Here is a 15,588-nt window from a genome sequence, read left to right on the forward strand (position 1 = left end):
ACTAACCTCGGTGCCGCTGGAGGAAATCCAGTAACACCGGAAAGTAGGCGTGAGGTTCTTCGTAGAAAGGCATGTGGCTGCTGTTGGGGAACACATGCAGTGCCGCATCCTTGAGCGCCATTTTCATACGCATGGCACAGGCCGGCGTCAGTTCATCGTGCTGGCCGGTGGTAATCAATACCGGCATGGTGAAATCGGCCATTTCCTGGAGACGGTTCCAGTTTTTCAGGTTGCCGACGTAGAGAAACTCATTCGGCCCTTGCATGGTTGTGTAGGGCCCCATGTTCCAGTCGCCCAGAGAGCGCGTGACCGGCGCCGGCCACTCGTCCAGGCGGCAGACGTGGCGATAGTTGAGGAGTGTGATTGCCGCTTGGTATTGGGGGTGATCGAGGGTGCCCATGGCTTCATGGCGCTGCATCATGGCCACGGTTTCGCTGCCAAGAGCACCACGCAGACGCTCCAGTTCCTGAGACAGGTGCGGGATATCGCCTACGGTATTTTCCAGAATCAGGGTTTTGAGTGCATGAGGGTGGTAAATGGCATATTCGATCGCCAGCCAGCCGCCCCAGGAGTGCCCCAGCAAATGCACCCGGCCCAGGTCGAGAGCCTGCCGGACGGTTTCCACCTCAGCGACATAACGGGAAATATCCCACAGGGATGGGTCTTGAGGTCTGTCAGACGCGCCGGTGCCGAGTTGGTCGAAGGCGACCACGCGCAACCCCTTGTCCTTGAGCCAGCCATGGGCGTCACGCAGATAATCGCAGGGAAGCCCCGGGCCTCCATTGAGGCACAGCAGGACTTCATCGCCCTCGCCGAAGCTGTAAACCACCAGATTGTGGCCGTCGACTTCGACGTTATAGTGCTGGTCCGGCTCGATTTCACGCCACATCGCAACTCTCCCTTTTATGATGCTGACCGGTTCGGATGCAAACTAAATGGCCTACCTTACTGAGTAAGTCATGTGCCCAAAAGCTAGTATTTGTTATAGGTTTGGTCTGGCAGTCCCTCGCCGAGGCGTGGCATTCTACGTGCTGAATTTCAGGATTGAAATTAATTACGGAGCGCAATGGATGCAGAGCAAGCTATCTGACGTCAATCCCCGTCTTTTATCGGGCAAGAGCCTGGATGAGCAGATGGACAACGCCTTGCTGTTGGCCCAGGAGTTGGGCTTTGATGCTTTGGTGTACGACTACAGCCCGGTGCCGCTGGACCATGAAGGCAAGTTGATCACGCCCTCGGTGCTCAAACTGCGCAACACACCCGCCGATTGGCATACGCGTTGGTGTGCGGAGGGTTACTACCAGATCGATCCTGTCCAGCAGGTAGCACTCAATCGCGTTTCACCCTTTGTCTGGTCCTATAAACCCGGAACTGACACCCTGCTGGAGCCGGTCATCAGTCAGTGCCATGCGCCAGTGGTGAATTATCTGGAAGACGCGCAGATGACCTGTGGTGTGTCGGTCCCGATTCATCTGCCCAGAGGCGGCTTTGCCTCCTTGACCGGGCTGCGTACCAGCAGCAGCAGTGTCTTGTGCGATGCCCGGCGGACCCTCGCCGATTTCAGCCTGATTTCCCATGCCTTGCAGGAAGCGGCCTATCCGTTGCTTGGCAAGGAGGCTCATACGCCTCCCATTTATCTGACCAAACGTGAACGCGAATGCCTTAAATGGGCGGCGGAGGGGCTGACCGCCGCCGAGATCGCCAACCAACTGAATCGTTCATTGGCCACCATCAGCCTCCATCTGACCTCGGCCATGCATAAACTCGGGGCCAAGAATCGGGTCCAGGCCGTGGTTCGGGCCACCCACTATCGATTGCTCGATAGCTGAAACAGGGCAAAAACCTATCTGTTTCTCTAGTTATTTTGAAGCTCTGATCCCGCTATCGTGTGCCGTACGGTTTTTCAGGGGCGGCACAAAGAAATGGAATCTATCGGAACTCGCGAAGGCTTCGCACCTTTTGGTCCTTATCAGACCTGGTATCGCGTCACAGGTCACTTTGACGGCAAAACCACGCCGCTGGTGATTTTGCATGGCGGCCCGGGCTGCACGCATGATTACGTTGACGCTTTCAAGGACATTGCCGGGAGCGGCTATCCGGTGGTTCATTACGATCAACTGGGTAATGGTCGCTCGACCCACCTGCCAGAAAAAGACGCCTCGTTCTGGAACGTGGCGCTGTTTCTCGATGAACTGGACAACCTGCTGGATCATCTTCAGATCAGCGACAATTACGCGCTGCTGGGGCAATCCTGGGGCGGCATGCTCGCCAGTGAACACGCCGTATCGCAACCGGCAGGGCTACGGGCCTTGATCCTCGCCAACGCCCCTTCGGATATGCGCGTCTGGGTTGAAGAAGCCAACCGCTTACGCAAACTACTGCCGGGCGGTGTGCATGAAACATTGCTTGAATACGAACAGGCAGGGGATTTTCAAGCGCTCGCCTATCAAGAAGCCTCGAGGGTTTTTTACGACAACCATGTGTGTCGTTTACTTCCCTGGCCGGACGAAGTCGCGCGTACGTTTGCCCAGGTCGATGCCGACCCCACCGTTTACCATGCCATGAGCGGGCCGACGGAATTTCATGTGATAGGCAGCCTGAAAGACTGGACCATCGTCGACCGTTTACCGCACATCAACGTGCCGACGCTGGTGATCTCCGGCCGTTACGATGAAGCCACACCGACGGTGGTCAAACCCTATCTGGAACAGATCCCGAATGCTCGCTGGGCGTTGTTCGAGAACTCCAGCCATATGCCTCATGTCGAGGAGCGGGTCGGCTGCATGGGGACGGTGGTGAGGTTCCTGGATGAGTGCTTGAACGGGGCGATGGTTGGCGATCGCAAGCTCGAAGAACTCCACTCTGACCCGCGTCTTTCCTGTCCTGGGGCATGAAGAATCCACCGTCGCTGACGAGCACACCTCGACCGATGGATTCCGCTGCCAGGGTCGTATCGGTCACGCCCCCCTCAAACCTCGCGCCGCAGCATCAAATGCCAACTCGTCGAGGTTGAAGGGGATGTGCCTGTAGGCCTCCAGCGACTCGCCGCCATTGGCTGCCAGCCAGTCAATCCAGGCTTGTTTCGTTTTCAAGCCGCCGGCATTTGCTGGCGGTGATAGAGGAACTCGAGGACCGTCGTGCGATAGCGGTGGTACTCGGGGTCGTTGGCCAGTACCAGGCGATTGCGCGGTTTTGCCAGGCCAACGCTAAGGATCTCACCGACGGTGGCCGCCGGCCCGTTGGTCATCATCACGATGCGGTCGGAGAGCAACACGGCCTCATCGACATCATGGGTGACCATCACCACGGTGCTCTGAGTGGCGGCAACGATACGCAGCAGCTCGTCCTGAAGGTGCGCCCGGGTGAGGGCGTCGAGCGCGCCGAAGGGTTCGTCCATCAGCAGTATTTTCGGCTCCATGGCCAGCGCGCGGGCGATGCCGACACGCTGCTTCATGCCCCCGGAAATCTCGCTGGGGTGCTTGTGCATGGCATGCTCAAGACCGACCATTGCCAGCGCCGCCTCGGTACGCGCCTTCAGTGCGGCCTTGTTTTCGCGTTTGCCGAATACCTTTTCCACGGCCAGGTGCACGTTACCGAAGCAAGTCAGCCAGGGCAGCAGGCTGTGGTTTTGAAACACCACTGCGCGCTCAGGGCCGGGACCGTCGATCTCGCGACCGTTGCATATCAAGCCGCCGCCATTGGCTTCAAGCAGACCGGCGATCAGGTTCAGCACGGTGGATTTGCCACAGCCTGAATGGCCGATCAAGGAGACGAACTCGCCACGAGCGATGCTCAGGTTGACGTTGCTGAGGGCCTGGAAACGGCCTTTTTTGGTATCGAAGTGTTTGCTGACCTGGGTCAGCTCGACGAATTTAGTCATCTCGGTTCTCCTGCATCGGGTAAGCGTCAGGTGCGGGCAACCCAAACACCCGCGCGGGCGTCGGTTCAGTTGGTGTAGTCGAAGCGTTTGGCGATCCACAACAGCCCCTGTTCGAGCAGCAGACCGACCAGACCGACGATGATGATGGCGATGAGAATGTGCTCGACATTGAGGTTGTTCCATTCGTCCCACACCCAGAAGCCAAGACCGACACCGCCGGTGAGCATTTCTGCGGCGACGATCACCAGCCACGCCACGCCAATGGACAAGCGAATACCGGTCATCAGATGTGGCAGCACCGAAGGAAACAGGATGTGGGTGAACACCTTCCACTCGCTGAGCTTGAGCACCCGCGCGACGTTCAGATAGTCCTGCGGCACGCTGGCGACCCCCGCGGCGGTGTTGAGAATGATCGGCCAGATCGAGCTGATGAAAATCACCCAGATCGATGCCGGGCCGGCGGCCTTGAACACCAGCAGGCCGATCGGCAACCACGCCAGCGGCGAGACCGGACGTAGCAGGCTGATGATTGGCGCGAACATACCGCCGAGGAAGGCGAAGCGCCCGATGGCGAAGCCCAGCGGAATACCGAGCAGGGCGGCGAGGCCGAAGCCGATGCCGACCCGGCCAAGGGAGGCCAGTACGTTCCAGCCGATGCCCATGTCGTTCGGACCGTTGTCGTAGAAGGGGGCGCTGAACAGCTCCAGGGCTGAATACCACGTAGCGAGCGGACCGGGCAGGCCCTCACTGCGTGCGGCTATAAACGCCCAGACGGCGAGAAACAGGGCGATACCCAATATTGGGGCAATGCCATCCCTGGCGCGTTGACGCAACCCGCTCAGGAGGGGAGAGCGACGCTCTGGCTGGGTACTCGCCGTAGTGGTGGGCGGCGCTGGCAACTTGAGGGGTGCGTTCATGGCGGGTTACTCCGGTCAGGCTTTGATGGTGAAGGAGTTGGCATAGGCGGCCGGATTGGAGCCGTCCCAGACCTTGCCGTCGATCAGGGTGCTACTGCGCAGCGGACTGCCCGGTACAGTCAGGCCAAGCTGGCTGGCGGCTTCGCCGTAGAGCTTTGTCTGGTTGATAGACTTGGCCACACCGGCGTAGTCCACATCCTCCTTGAGCAGGCCCCAGCGACGGAACTGAGTGAGGAACCACATACCGTCCGACAGGTACGGATAGTTGACGCTGCCATCCTTGCAGAAGGACATCGCATGCTCGTCCGTCCATTGCTTACCTAACCCGTCGTCGTAATGGCCGAGGAAGCGTTGTTCGATCACTTCGACGGGCGCATTCACGTAGGCCTTGCCGGCGATCAGTTGGGCGGTGCTTTTCTTGTTCTCTACGCTGGCCTCGATGAACCGGCTGGCGTCGAGCACCGCCATGGTCAGCGCCCGGGCGGTGTTGGGGTATTGCTCGACGAAGGCACGGGTGGTGCCAAGGATTTTCTCCGGGTGATCGGGCCAGAGTTTCTGGGTGGTAAGGGCGGTGAAGCCGATGTTGTCGGCAATCGCCCGGGCTCCCCAGGGCTCGCCGACACAGAAGCCGTCCATGTTGCCCACGCGCATGTTGGCGACCATCTGTGGCGGTGGCACCACGATGGTCTTCACATCGGTCAGCGGGTTAATGCCGAGGCTGGCGAGCCAGTAATTGAGCCACATGGCATGGGTGCCGGTGGGGAACGTCTGGGCGAAGGTCAGTGGCGTGCCGCCTTGCTTGACCTTGGCGGCCAGTTGCTCGCCATTGGTCACGCCCGCTTGCTGCAGCTGTTTGGAGAGGGTGATCGCCTGGCCGTTCTGGTTCAGCCCCATGAGCATGGCCATATCTTTCTGCGGCCCGCCGATGCCCAGTTGCACGCCATAGATCAGGCCGTAGAGCACATGGGCAGCATCCAGTTCGCCATTGAGCAGTTTGTCGCGCACGCCGGCCCAGGACGCCTCTTTGCTCGGCGTGATGGTGAGGCCGTATTTTTCGCCGAAACCCTGGGTTGCCGCCACTACGACTGACGCGCAGTCGGTGAGGGGAATGAAGCCGACCTTCAGCGCAGCTTTCTCCGGCGCGTCGCTGCCGGCAGCCCAGACCGCGCTGCGCAGAAAGCCCGGCACGACGACATCGAGGGCGGCGATCCCGGCGACGGTGCCGGCCGTCACCAGGGACTGCTTCAGGAAGGTGCGCCGGCCGGGGTGTACCGGATGTTGCGAGTCACGCTCATCAGTCATAACCACATCCTTTTTTTAGGGGCAAAAAAAACGGCGTGCGCCAGGCACCCTCGATAGAGGGACCTGGCGGACGCCGTTGTCCGGAAAGTGCAGCACGCCGCCATTGGCGTGCCGCATGAGTCTGTTAGTCAGTAGTAGCAAAGGGCTTGCCAAGTTTATGTCCGGGTTTATTTATGCGAAAAAAATCAATTGGTACAAAGGCTTGAAGTGGTTTTGTGATGTTTTCTAACAAGATATCGAAGGGGGCGTAGAGCCGGGGGAGAGCGAAGCACTGATCGCTTTTTGGGCAGCTTAGGTGCGAGGTGAACTAAAACAGCTCTCCTGCGCACCGTTGCGTAGTCGAATGGAGGTAAGCCTTAGCCCAGATCCCGGCGGATGGCGTCGAGGCGTTCGTCGAGCAATGGGGTGAGCAGGGCGTAGCACTGCGCCGGGGAGATGGACACTGTCGTTGTACCGATCAGGCAGCGTTGCAGTCGTTCGAGAGCGTTGTGCAGCGAGCGGGGGGCATGCCTGAGCAAGCGCTCGTGCAGGTACTGCAATTGAACAAGCATTTGCAGCGGGCAACTCTGATGGGCGGCGGCGCGCACCGACAGGCCGCGTAGCCGTCCCAGGTCTTCCAGCTCCCAACAGCGCTCGGCGATGCTCGGAGGCTGCAGATTAAGCGCGCAGCGCCGCAGTTCGAGGTTCTGGATGGCGCCGAGCAGGTCTTGCAGCAACCGGCAATGGCCCTCGAAATCCGCTGGCTCGCGGCGTAATGCGTTCCAGGCCTGGCACTGTGCGCTATACGGCCATTCTTTCCAGCGTTGGTCGAGTGAATGACCCAGTGCCTGGCAACGCTGTTGTGCCTCGCGGGTGGTCTGTCCGCCGAGACCGCGATGCTGTTGCAGGCCTTGCAACAGGTCGAGCCCCAGCAAAAGCATCTGTCTGAGTCCCGCGTCGTTTTGTGGCAGACGGGGTCGTCGGGATTGCCCACCATCGAGTGCAGTGGCGAATTGTAGGTTCATGGGCGGTTTCCGACGGTGAGCTGGTTGAGATAATGGGTCAGGTCGTGCAGCGCATGGGTCCGCGTACGCTGCTCTTGCACCGCGGCATTGACCTGTTGCAACTGTTCGCTGAGGGCATGATTGGCATGCTGGTGCTCGCTGAGCGCCTGTTGCATGGCGCCGAGGTGTTGCAGATTGATCTGACTATGTTGAGCCAGGTCGTCGAGGTTGGCGGCGAGTTGCTCGCTTTGTTGGCTACCGGCTGCCAGCAGGTCGCGGTGTTCCTTGACCTCGCCATCCACTTGGCGCACGGCGATCGCGATCGCGGTCGCGGCTGTGGTGATTTCATGGGTAGCCCGGTCCGTCGCTTGGGCCAGGCTGCGGACCTCATCGGCGACCACTGCGAAACCGCGACCGTGCTCGCCGGCACGGGCCGCTTCGATGGAGGCATTGAGTGCTAACAACTGGGTCTGTTTGGCCAGTGCCTGAATGCTATTGACGGTGCTTTCTACTGCGCTAGTGCGCCGCAGCAATGCTTCCACGGCGTGTGCGGTATTGCCCAGGCTGTGCTGAATGGCGCGCATGCTGTCGCCCACTGAGCGCGCCTCCAGACAACCGGTTTCGCTCATGGCATGGGCGTTGGCGAAGGCTGCCAGCGCGCCCTGGGCCAAGGCATCGATGCTGTGTAAGGTCTGATCGATTTGCTCGCTGGCGGCGGCGATCATGGCGATTCGTTGGCTCTGATCCTCACCTTGGTCGCGGGCCTGTTGAGACATTTGCTCCAGCGCACGACTGGCGAACTGTACTTCGCTGCGCAAGCGCTCGTTGTTGCGCAGTTGCATGCTGGCGGCCACCAGTAGCGTCGCTGGGTCGGCATCCCGGGAGCTGCGCAGCAGTTGTGCAAGTTCAGTGTCCCAGAATATCTGTAGATGGCGTTGATGACGCTCACGAAGATGCCACGCGCACCCCAGATAGAGGACGCCAGGTAACAGGGTCAGTGCGCTTGCTGGCTGTTCGGCCAGTGCGAGACCGCAGGCCCCGAGGGCCAACCCGAGTGGTAACCAGAGGCCGATCCTGCTGCGTTCGAGCAGTGCCATGCCAGGGTCGAACAATGACCGCAATACAATGCCAGCAGGGCGTGACTTGCCGAGACCGATGTGCGCAGGCGCGATGGCATGACCCGGGGGGAGCATTCCTTGAGCAGGCATGAGGATTTCCTTTTATGCCGGGGTGAAAGCAAAAACGGCGCACGCCCACCTGTCGCAATGCGCAGGGGAGCGGACGCCGTTGTCCGTGATGTTTGCGAAGCCATCGTCGTTGATGGCTCAAGCCTGATCAGACCTAAGCAAGTTGTTTGCCAGCCGTGCCATCGACAACTTGTCAGCCTGTCGCTCGCGCAGTGGGAGGGGTTCCATTCGATGGCGATAGGGCTACGAAGGCAGAAAAGGCGATCAACGCACCAGTCGCGGGAATTGCCGAGCCGCAGTGCTCTGTTCTGGTTCGCGCAGGGCGTTATGGCATGTTTGCCAGAACCGCTGACCTGGCAGGTCAGAGTTTGTCGTGATCCCTCAGTCGTAACTGGGGCTCATGTATTGAGTTCTGCGCAGAGAAGAGATGGACAGGGTATTCCGCCATGATTAATCGCAAGTGCTCGATAGCTTCCAGGTATTTGAGATCGGCCTGCCGTCTTTTCCTCTGATACTGGGTGAACTTTTCCGCGTCCATGTGGGGCTGATCGAGAAGATCAAGGGCGGCGTGGCTCAAGTGATAGGCGTCGCTGAACAGTTGTTTGTTACGTTCAAGCGCCAGATTCAGGCAGGCTATCGCTTGATCGGAAGTCATCGTACCGTTCATTGTTGCGACCTCTTTTATGGGGGTGTTCCTGGAATTTGGGTAATGCCTGGCTCCGGTGAAAAGCGGTTGGGGCCTTTCAAGAAAACCGGTCGAGTTGCGACTATCTACCGCGACGCCACACCTTGAGGTAGTCCACGCTGAAGGTAGAGGGCAGATCGGCGTCGTCGACAACGCCGAACCACTGCCACATGGCCTCGCTGTCAAAGAGGATATGCATGGGGAAGAACCAGTGGGTGTTCTTTGCCTCGCGCACCAGTACGCCGTCGACGTACCAGCGCAATGTGTCGGGCTGCCAGTCAAAACCGTAGACATGGAAGGCACTGGCCAGCCGCCAAGGGCTGATCCAGCTGTTGCCATCGCTCAAATGCTCGGTGCTTTGCGGCGTGGCCCAAACGTGGGCGTTCATGTTGTACCGACGGTCGAAGGAGGCGTTTTTGGTTTTTCCGCCGATTTCGAAAATATCGATTTCCGTGGCATTGTCGGCAAGCCCCGTAAACGCGAGCCAGAAGGCGCTGGAGCCGGCCGAGTCCATCGGTTTGGCGCGGGCTTCGTAGTAGCCGTAAAAACTGCGCTCGATCGTTCGCACCATCGCCGAGCTGTAACCTTCAAAGCCGAGTTTTACGTACTTTTGCGGCAAGGTTTGCTTGCGGAAAACGATGTTCAGATGGCCGTCGCTCAGGTAAGCGTTGTCCGGCATGAACAGCGCCGGTTTGCGCCCGAGCGAGTCGGTGCCTGTGGCATTGTTGACGTGCCAGCGACTGGCGTTAAGGGTCGCGTCATCGAAGTCGTCGGAGAATCGTGTGTCCAGCATCCACTGGCCGGCATTGCCCTGATCGGACAGCGGCAGTTTGCCGTTGGCCAGTTCCGGGACCGTTCCCAAGGGGCCGACGCGGGTCCAGGAATTGGCAGCCTTGGGGAGGGCGACGGACCACTTGTTTGCCAAATACTGAAACACGCGCTGCCGATCCTCCAGAGAGGCCAGGTGCTGGTCGTACATCAGTATTTCGGCGATGTCGCCGCGCAAATGTTCGACGCTGCCGACTACGTTGCGCCCCACCGCGTACGGGCCGATGGGCACGTCGTTGAGTTCCAGGACGAAGAGGGTCGGATCGTAGGCGGTGCGTTGTTGCACGCTGATCGCGAAGTTCGGCGGCACGTTGTCGTTATCGGCGATTATCGGGCGCGAACTGAACAGTCGCTGCCAGGTCTCGCCGCCGCTTTGCTCGTTTAGTCTGCGTGACACGATCAATAGGGTAACAGGGCCTTTTGCTGTACGAATGGCCTTGCCAAGGAAGGCTGAAGTACCACTCAAGCGCACCACCGGATGGCCATTCATGGCGTTCTCCACACGCTTCGGGAGTGCGGCGTCTGCGCCATTGTCTACGGTAACGTCATTGGCTTGGCCAGACTTGTCGTGCCACCGCAGGAGGTGGTTCTGGGTATCGAGGGTCATTGTCGACGCGTCGGCGGCGTCGAGCCACAGCACCAGGCCGTTGGCCAGCGGCGGCGGGGGAGTGCCACCCGACGCGTTGCAAACGATCGATAGCAGGGTCGCCAAAAGAATGAACCTGCTCATATCCATTGCTTCAACGCAGTCGATGCCGCCAATCCGGGTTGGGAGTGGTACCCATGCGGATTACACAATTGCCATCGCCAGGTGTCGATGATCATTTGCATCAGGTCGCGCTGTGCGTACCAGCCTAGATCACGCCCGGCCTTGGTGGGGTCGGCCCAGCATTCGGCGATATCGCCATCGCGGCGCGGTGCGAACCGGAAGGGGATGGTAATACCGGTAATGTTTTCGAAGCTGTGGATGATCTGCAGCACGCTATGGCCAATGCCTGTTCCCAGGTTCCAGACGTGGATGCCGTTTGTGTTCTGCAACGCCCGCAACGCTTTGAGATGGCCATCGGCAACATCGAGCACATGGACGTAATCGCGCACGCACGTTCCGTCGACAGTGGGGTAGTCGCTGCCGTACACCATGAGTTCGGGCACTTGCCTCATTGCGACCCGTGTCAGGCAAGGCAGCAGGTTGTTGGGCCTGCCATTGGGGTTTTCTCCGATCAGCCCGCTTGCGTGAGCACCAATCGGGTTGAAGTAGCGCAACACCGCAATGCTCCATTGCGGATCGGACAGGCACAGGTCGGTGAGCAACTCTTCGATCAGCAGCTTGGTGCGGCCGTAGGGATTGATCGGTTTGCCGGCGCCCATGTCTTCGATGAGCGGTATCTGGCGGGGGGCGCCATACACGGTGGCTGACGAGCTGAACACCAGTTTGAAGACCTCGAACCGGGCCATTGCATGGCAGAGGTTGAGCGTGCCAACCACGTTGTTGGCGTAATAATCCAGCGGCTTGCGAACGCTTTCCTCCACGGACTTGAGCCCGGCAAAGTGCACCACGGCATCGATGTCGTAGCGGCTGAAGATATCGTCGAGCAGGTGGCTATCGCGAATATCACCTTCAATGAAATCGACTCGCTTGCGAGTCAGATACTCCAGGCGCGTGAGCGATTCGTGGCAGCTGTTACACAGGTTATCGAGGACCAACACCTGTCGACCGGCGTCAATCAGGGTCAGGGTGGTATGGGAGCCGATGTATCCGGCCCCGCCGGTAATCAACGTGGTTTTGTGCATGATGAGGCGTTCCTGTCACAAGGAAATTGCACGAGTCAGGAGAATGGGGTCCGGGAAGGGAAAAGGTTGTCGGGTGCGTCCTCTCAGCGGGTGGTGAAAACCGATTTGAATTCTTGCGGCCAGCGCGGATGCATCACGCTATACGCCACGGCATAACTCAGCGCGCCAACCACGATGCTGCAGATCAGGTGCAAGTAGCCCTGAACACCCAGGCGGGAAGAAACCATCAGGACGATCGCGGCCATGACGAACGAAGCAATCACACTGCGATAGTTGGTTTCGAAAAATCGCCGCCAGCCATAGCCGATTGCACTGTTTAACCCGCGGATTTGCAGTGGCGTGACGATCGCCATCCGGACCAGCAGGGCGAGGGCGGCGGCCATGCCGCCATAGAGGCTGCCGAAGCCATAGACCAGCGCCAGTGCCAATACGGTGGTTGCCACTTCGGCCTTGATGGTCAGGTGGCTGCAATTGACCGCAACCAGTGCGGTCGTGGCGTACATGGCGGTGTTACCGATGGCTGCCGTGCACGCAAGCACTTGCAGCAGCACAATGGCCTCGGTCCATTTGGCGCCGAAGATCAACAGGATCAGGTCGTGCGCCGTGAGTGCGATGCCGATGAACAGGGGCGTCAGCAGGAAGCAGCTGACGGCGGTCGAATCGCTGATGATCGTGCGCAACCGCGATGGATCGGCGCTGCGTCGGGCAAACACCGGCAGCGCATAGCTGATCAGGCCGTGATAGATCGCCGTGCGCGGCAGATCGATGATGCGCATCGCCATGTTGAACATGCCAACCGCGTTGGTGCCGGCCGTCATGCCCAGGATGACGGTGACCCCGCGCTGTAGCGTTTGCGAACTCAGCGCGTTGACGGCAACCGGTGCGCCAGCCCTCAACAGTTCGCGCAAGAGCGGGCCGTCAATGTAAAAGGCAATGCGGCGTGGGTCGGCGCGCATCAATACGATAATGGACACGAACTCCATGATCAGTGCCTGAGCAATGACCGCCCAGGCGCCCAATCCCCAGAGCGCGACAGCGATGCCGCCCACGCCACCGCACACTTTTCCCAGCAGCGTGCGCGAGGCCAGCATCCTGAAGTTGCCGCTACGGCGCATTTGCGCCACATAGACCCGCGCCATCATGGTGAACAGGATTTTGACCGAGGCCACCGCCGTCATCCATTGCAGCATCGGGTTAGGCGTGTACAGCATCGCCGCGCCCGAGATGACGACGATGGACACCAGGCTGACGAGTACCGACGCCCAGAAGGCTGTGGCGATGTGTTTGTCTTCCAGCCGCTCGAGTCGTACCAGCGGGTCTTCCAGAACCGAGGAATACATCATGCCGATCAACTCGACGATGGCAATGATGACCGTGCCCACACCCAACTCTGTGGGCGACAGCAGCCTGGCATACGCGACAAAGGTAATCATCGACAGGAAAATCAGGCCGAATTTCTCGGTGAAAATCCAGATCAATTTAACCAGACGGTGATTGGCCATGGCGGATACCGGCTCAATGAGCGGTGGTTGACGCAACTGCCTTGCGCAATGACTGGACGCATGCATAGAGCAAGCGCAAGGTCGGTTTGCCGTTCCTGAAGATCAGCGTTTGCCAGGAGTACTCCAGCATTCGCCGGTACACATCGATCACCTGGGCATGCTCGCCTCTGCGGGAAAACAGTTCGAGAAAGTCGGAGTGGGCGCCCAGCGCGAAATCGATCCGTTGCTGCTTGCTCAACCGCGGGCCAAAGTGATCGAGGAACGCTTCGATGAACCTGATCTTGGACGGGTAGTACCTTGTCGGTTGCGCGGTCATGTTGCCGCTGTTGACCATGCGCTGCAGCAGCACCTCTGGCACGGTGTGAACCTCCCAGTGTTCGGCGATCCGGGTCCACATGAAGCGGTCTTCGGAGTAACGCAGGCTGGGATTGAAGCCGCCGAGTTGCATGATCACGTCACGTCTGACCATCGCGGAGGACACGCCATTGAGGACGTTGGCGCGGATGAAATCGTCGAAATGCCTACCGTTTTTTTGCCGGTTTTCCAGTATTCGCGTACCGTCGCTGTAGTCGTTGTGCACGTAGCAATCTATCAGCGCCACCGGCCGTCCCTGACGACTCAGTTCGTCAAACAGTGCCAGTTGTTGCTCCAGCTTCTGCGGATACCATCGGTCATCGGCATCGAGAAACGCTACATAAGTTTCTTCAGTGTGCTGCAGTCCGTGGTTGCGGGCGCTGGCCTGGCCTTCGTTGGCTTGATGCAACAGCGTCAGGCGAAACGGCGCCGCGAAGTCCTTGACGCGTTGTGGTCCATCATCGGTGGAACCATCGTCGATGACGATGACGTGATCGGGCAGTCGGGTTTGCCCGGCCACGGACGCCAGTGTTTGCTCGATACTGTCGGCGCCGTTGTACATCGGGATCACGACGCATACTGAATGGGGTGAAGGGGGGGCTTGGTCTGGCACGGTTATTTCTCCTTTTGTTACGCATTGGCTGAGTCGCGTGGTAATGCCTTGCCAGGCGGACGCTGACCCAGGGTTGGCCGTGACAACTCGGGGTATGTCGCGTGGTGGTGCCGGAATGAGAGGGCGAGGATGCAGAACACCAGAAACTCTGCGCAGCGGTAGTTGGGAACGACATACGCCACATAGTTGGTGAGCATGAACGATCCGATGATGACCATGGCGCTGGCGTGAAACCGCGCCGACTGATCCGACACCACGGCTCGGTAGTGTTTGATCAACGCCTCGATCAGCATCAGGATCAGTGCCGTCAGCTGGATGACACCGCCGTTGAGCAAGGTCTCCATGTAGCCGCTGTGGGCATTGCCGATGTAACCCCAGCGGTTGATGAATGTCTCGGCGTCCGGGCTGGACCAGAAAGCGCCGAAGCCGTAACCCTTGAGGAATTCGGCGTCGATCAGCGGTGTGAGCAAGTCCCAGATCAGCGTGCGGTCGGTGAGTGACGCGTCACGCCCCATCAACTCCAGCAGCAGGGTGTAATTGCCGTATAGAAACAGGCAGATCAGCAAATAGATAATTGTCGTACCGAGGAATGCTGTCAGTGAGCGGTTGATGTGCAAGCGGATCAGCGTGAGGAAGTACCAATAGCTCACGGCGCCAGCCACAATCAGTGCAATTGCCGTGGCAGATTGGGCCAGTGCAATCGCGATCAGCGAGAATAATGAGTAGACGATGGCCCAGGGATTGCGCTGACGGATCATCGGCAGCAGTAACAGAATGGCGATCGCGTTGATTCGGGCAGCGGCATTTTTTTCCGGGAAAATCCCCTTGAATGCACCGTCACGAATGCCGCCATCAATGAAGACGATGTCGGGCCTTACCAGCGCGAATATCAAACCGAACAACGCTACTGCGCCGATGGTGCAGCCGAGCATGAAAGCGATTTTCTCGAGGCGGTAGTTGTAGGCAATGAAACCTGCAAAGAACACCACGCTGATCAGCGCCACAAACCGTTTGAAACTCAACATCGGGTCGTAGGACCAACTGATCGATACGGCCAGGCTGAGCATGAATATCAGCAGAAAGGCGTTGTGCCTGTAAAAGCTTTTGCTGATGAAGACCTTATTGCGGATGAAGAAGAACAACGGAACCAGCAGGGTGATCAGGCCGCAGATCTGGTTGACCACGTTGCCTTCGAGGTCTTTTTCGGCTGCGCCCACATTCGACGTGTCAGCCAGCCCGAAAAAAAATCCGATCACCTGGATATAGAACAGCACGCCGAACAATGTGAAAGCGTCGCGCAGGGTGGTGTACCTGACTTCCAGTTTGTTCATGATGATTGGCTCCCCAGGGGGGCGTTCTCAATTAGTTTCCCCGCCGCGTTGTCGTGTTAGAACGGCATGGGTATCTACATATCTCTCGGGCTTTGGAGAGTTAGGGGCCTGGTGTTGTAGGAGCGAGGCTTGCCCGCGAAGGCTGCATGCCAGGCGGCTTGTTTTTTGATGGTGTACATATCCGTTTCTGCGGTAACGGCGGCTTAGGGTTTCGC

13 protein-coding genes and 2 pseudogenes are annotated in these 15,588 nt (G+C 59.1%); 2 read left to right on the plus strand and 13 right to left on the minus strand.

All coding sequences use genetic code 11. The features are described 5' to 3' along the window. Position 1: 1 nt before the first annotated feature. Positions 2–889, minus strand: coding sequence for a proline iminopeptidase-family hydrolase (locus PMI36_RS07195; protein WP_008074303.1), 888 nt, complete (start codon positions 887–889; stop codon positions 2–4). 181 nt (positions 890–1,070) lie between these two features. On the opposite strand from PMI36_RS07195, the gene PMI36_RS07190 reads away from it, so the two are divergent. Together PMI36_RS07190 and PMI36_RS07185 are read left to right on the plus strand one after the other, a co-directional pair. Then, on the plus strand, positions 1,071–1,829 hold the full coding sequence (locus PMI36_RS07190) for a LuxR family transcriptional regulator (protein WP_032830581.1): 759 nt from the start codon (positions 1,071–1,073) through the stop codon (positions 1,827–1,829). Between the two features lie 93 nt (positions 1,830–1,922). After that, positions 1,923–2,894 (plus strand): proline iminopeptidase-family hydrolase, encoded by a 972-nt coding sequence (locus tag PMI36_RS07185; RefSeq protein ID WP_008074307.1) that lies wholly within the window; start codon positions 1,923–1,925, stop codon positions 2,892–2,894. A 16-nt stretch (positions 2,895–2,910) separates the two neighbouring features. Here the strand turns inward: PMI36_RS07185 and PMI36_RS32125 are convergent. From PMI36_RS32125 to PMI36_RS07130, 12 genes and pseudogenes are all read right to left on the minus strand, one after another. Further along, positions 2,911–3,083, minus strand: a pseudogene (locus PMI36_RS32125) (LysR family transcriptional regulator); the annotation flags it as partial. A gap of 5 nt (positions 3,084–3,088) precedes the next feature. Next, on the minus strand, positions 3,089–3,880 hold the full coding sequence (locus tag PMI36_RS07180; RefSeq protein ID WP_008074309.1) for an ABC transporter ATP-binding protein: 792 nt from the start codon (positions 3,878–3,880) through the stop codon (positions 3,089–3,091). Positions 3,881–3,945: 65 nt separating this feature from the next. Next, positions 3,946–4,797 (minus strand): nitrate ABC transporter permease, encoded by an 852-nt coding sequence (gene ntrB / locus PMI36_RS07175; RefSeq protein WP_007907331.1) that lies wholly within the window; start codon positions 4,795–4,797, stop codon positions 3,946–3,948. Positions 4,798–4,812: 15 nt separating this feature from the next. Continuing rightward, positions 4,813–6,099 (minus strand): CmpA/NrtA family ABC transporter substrate-binding protein, encoded by a 1,287-nt coding sequence (locus PMI36_RS07170; RefSeq protein WP_008074311.1) that lies wholly within the window; start codon positions 6,097–6,099, stop codon positions 4,813–4,815. A 356-nt stretch (positions 6,100–6,455) separates the two neighbouring features. Then, the gene (locus PMI36_RS07165; RefSeq protein WP_008074313.1) at positions 6,456–7,103 is read right to left on the minus strand and encodes a hypothetical protein; all 648 of its coding nucleotides are present in this window, start codon (positions 7,101–7,103) and stop codon (positions 6,456–6,458) included. Continuing rightward, a pseudogene (locus tag PMI36_RS32520) lies at positions 7,100–7,594 on the minus strand (methyl-accepting chemotaxis protein); the annotation flags it as partial. The gene PMI36_RS07165 and the pseudogene PMI36_RS32520, both read right to left, overlap by 4 nt. 1,036 nt (positions 7,595–8,630) lie before the next feature. Further along, entirely contained in the window at positions 8,631–8,936 is a 306-nt protein-coding gene (locus PMI36_RS07155; RefSeq protein ID WP_008074315.1) for a hypothetical protein, read from the minus strand. A 100-nt stretch (positions 8,937–9,036) separates the two neighbouring features. Further along, entirely contained in the window at positions 9,037–10,512 is a 1,476-nt protein-coding gene (locus PMI36_RS07150; protein WP_008074316.1) for a family 16 glycosylhydrolase, read from the minus strand. Further along, on the minus strand, positions 10,509–11,573 hold the full coding sequence (gene galE, locus PMI36_RS07145; protein WP_008074317.1) for a UDP-glucose 4-epimerase GalE: 1,065 nt from the start codon (positions 11,571–11,573) through the stop codon (positions 10,509–10,511). Before galE ends, PMI36_RS07150 begins: the two co-directional genes overlap by 4 nt. A gap of 83 nt (positions 11,574–11,656) precedes the next feature. Then, entirely contained in the window at positions 11,657–13,075 is a 1,419-nt protein-coding gene (locus tag PMI36_RS07140; RefSeq protein ID WP_008074318.1) for an oligosaccharide flippase family protein, read from the minus strand. Between the two features lie 13 nt (positions 13,076–13,088). Further along, entirely contained in the window at positions 13,089–14,042 is a 954-nt protein-coding gene (locus tag PMI36_RS07135) for a glycosyltransferase family 2 protein (protein ID WP_008074326.1), read from the minus strand. 17 nt (positions 14,043–14,059) lie between these two features. Further along, positions 14,060–15,373 (minus strand): O-antigen ligase family protein, encoded by a 1,314-nt coding sequence (locus PMI36_RS07130; protein WP_008074330.1) that lies wholly within the window; start codon positions 15,371–15,373, stop codon positions 14,060–14,062. Between the last annotated feature and the right edge of the window lie 215 nt (positions 15,374–15,588).

It is taken from the genome of Pseudomonas sp. GM79 (assembly GCF_000282495.1).
In the GTDB taxonomy this organism is placed as follows: Bacteria; Pseudomonadota; Gammaproteobacteria; order Pseudomonadales; family Pseudomonadaceae; genus Aquipseudomonas.

Excerpts from the sequence above, each read along its gene's own strand:
- PMI36_RS07170 (WP_008074311.1), bottom strand. The coding sequence starts at position 6,099 with ATGACTGATGAGCGTGACTCGCAACATCCGGTACACCCCGGCCGGCGC.
- PMI36_RS07140 (WP_008074318.1), bottom strand. The coding sequence starts at position 13,075 with ATGGCCAATCACCGTCTGGTTAAATTGATCTGGATTTTCACCGAGAAA.
- galE (WP_008074317.1), bottom strand. The coding sequence starts at position 11,573 with ATGCACAAAACCACGTTGATTACCGGCGGGGCCGGATACATCGGCTCC.
- PMI36_RS07155 (WP_008074315.1), bottom strand. The coding sequence starts at position 8,936 with ATGAACGGTACGATGACTTCCGATCAAGCGATAGCCTGCCTGAATCTG.
- PMI36_RS07195 (WP_008074303.1), bottom strand. The coding sequence starts at position 889 with ATGTGGCGTGAAATCGAGCCGGACCAGCACTATAACGTCGAAGTCGAC.
- PMI36_RS07180 (WP_008074309.1), bottom strand. The coding sequence starts at position 3,880 with ATGACTAAATTCGTCGAGCTGACCCAGGTCAGCAAACACTTCGATACC.
- ntrB (WP_007907331.1), bottom strand. The coding sequence starts at position 4,797 with ATGAACGCACCCCTCAAGTTGCCAGCGCCGCCCACCACTACGGCGAGT.
- PMI36_RS07165 (WP_008074313.1), bottom strand. The coding sequence starts at position 7,103 with ATGAACCTACAATTCGCCACTGCACTCGATGGTGGGCAATCCCGACGA.
- PMI36_RS07185 (WP_008074307.1), top strand. The coding sequence starts at position 1,923 with ATGGAATCTATCGGAACTCGCGAAGGCTTCGCACCTTTTGGTCCTTAT.
- PMI36_RS07190 (WP_032830581.1), top strand. The coding sequence starts at position 1,071 with ATGCAGAGCAAGCTATCTGACGTCAATCCCCGTCTTTTATCGGGCAAG.
- PMI36_RS07130 (WP_008074330.1), bottom strand. The coding sequence starts at position 15,373 with ATGAACAAACTGGAAGTCAGGTACACCACCCTGCGCGACGCTTTCACA.
- PMI36_RS07150 (WP_008074316.1), bottom strand. The coding sequence starts at position 10,512 with ATGAGCAGGTTCATTCTTTTGGCGACCCTGCTATCGATCGTTTGCAAC.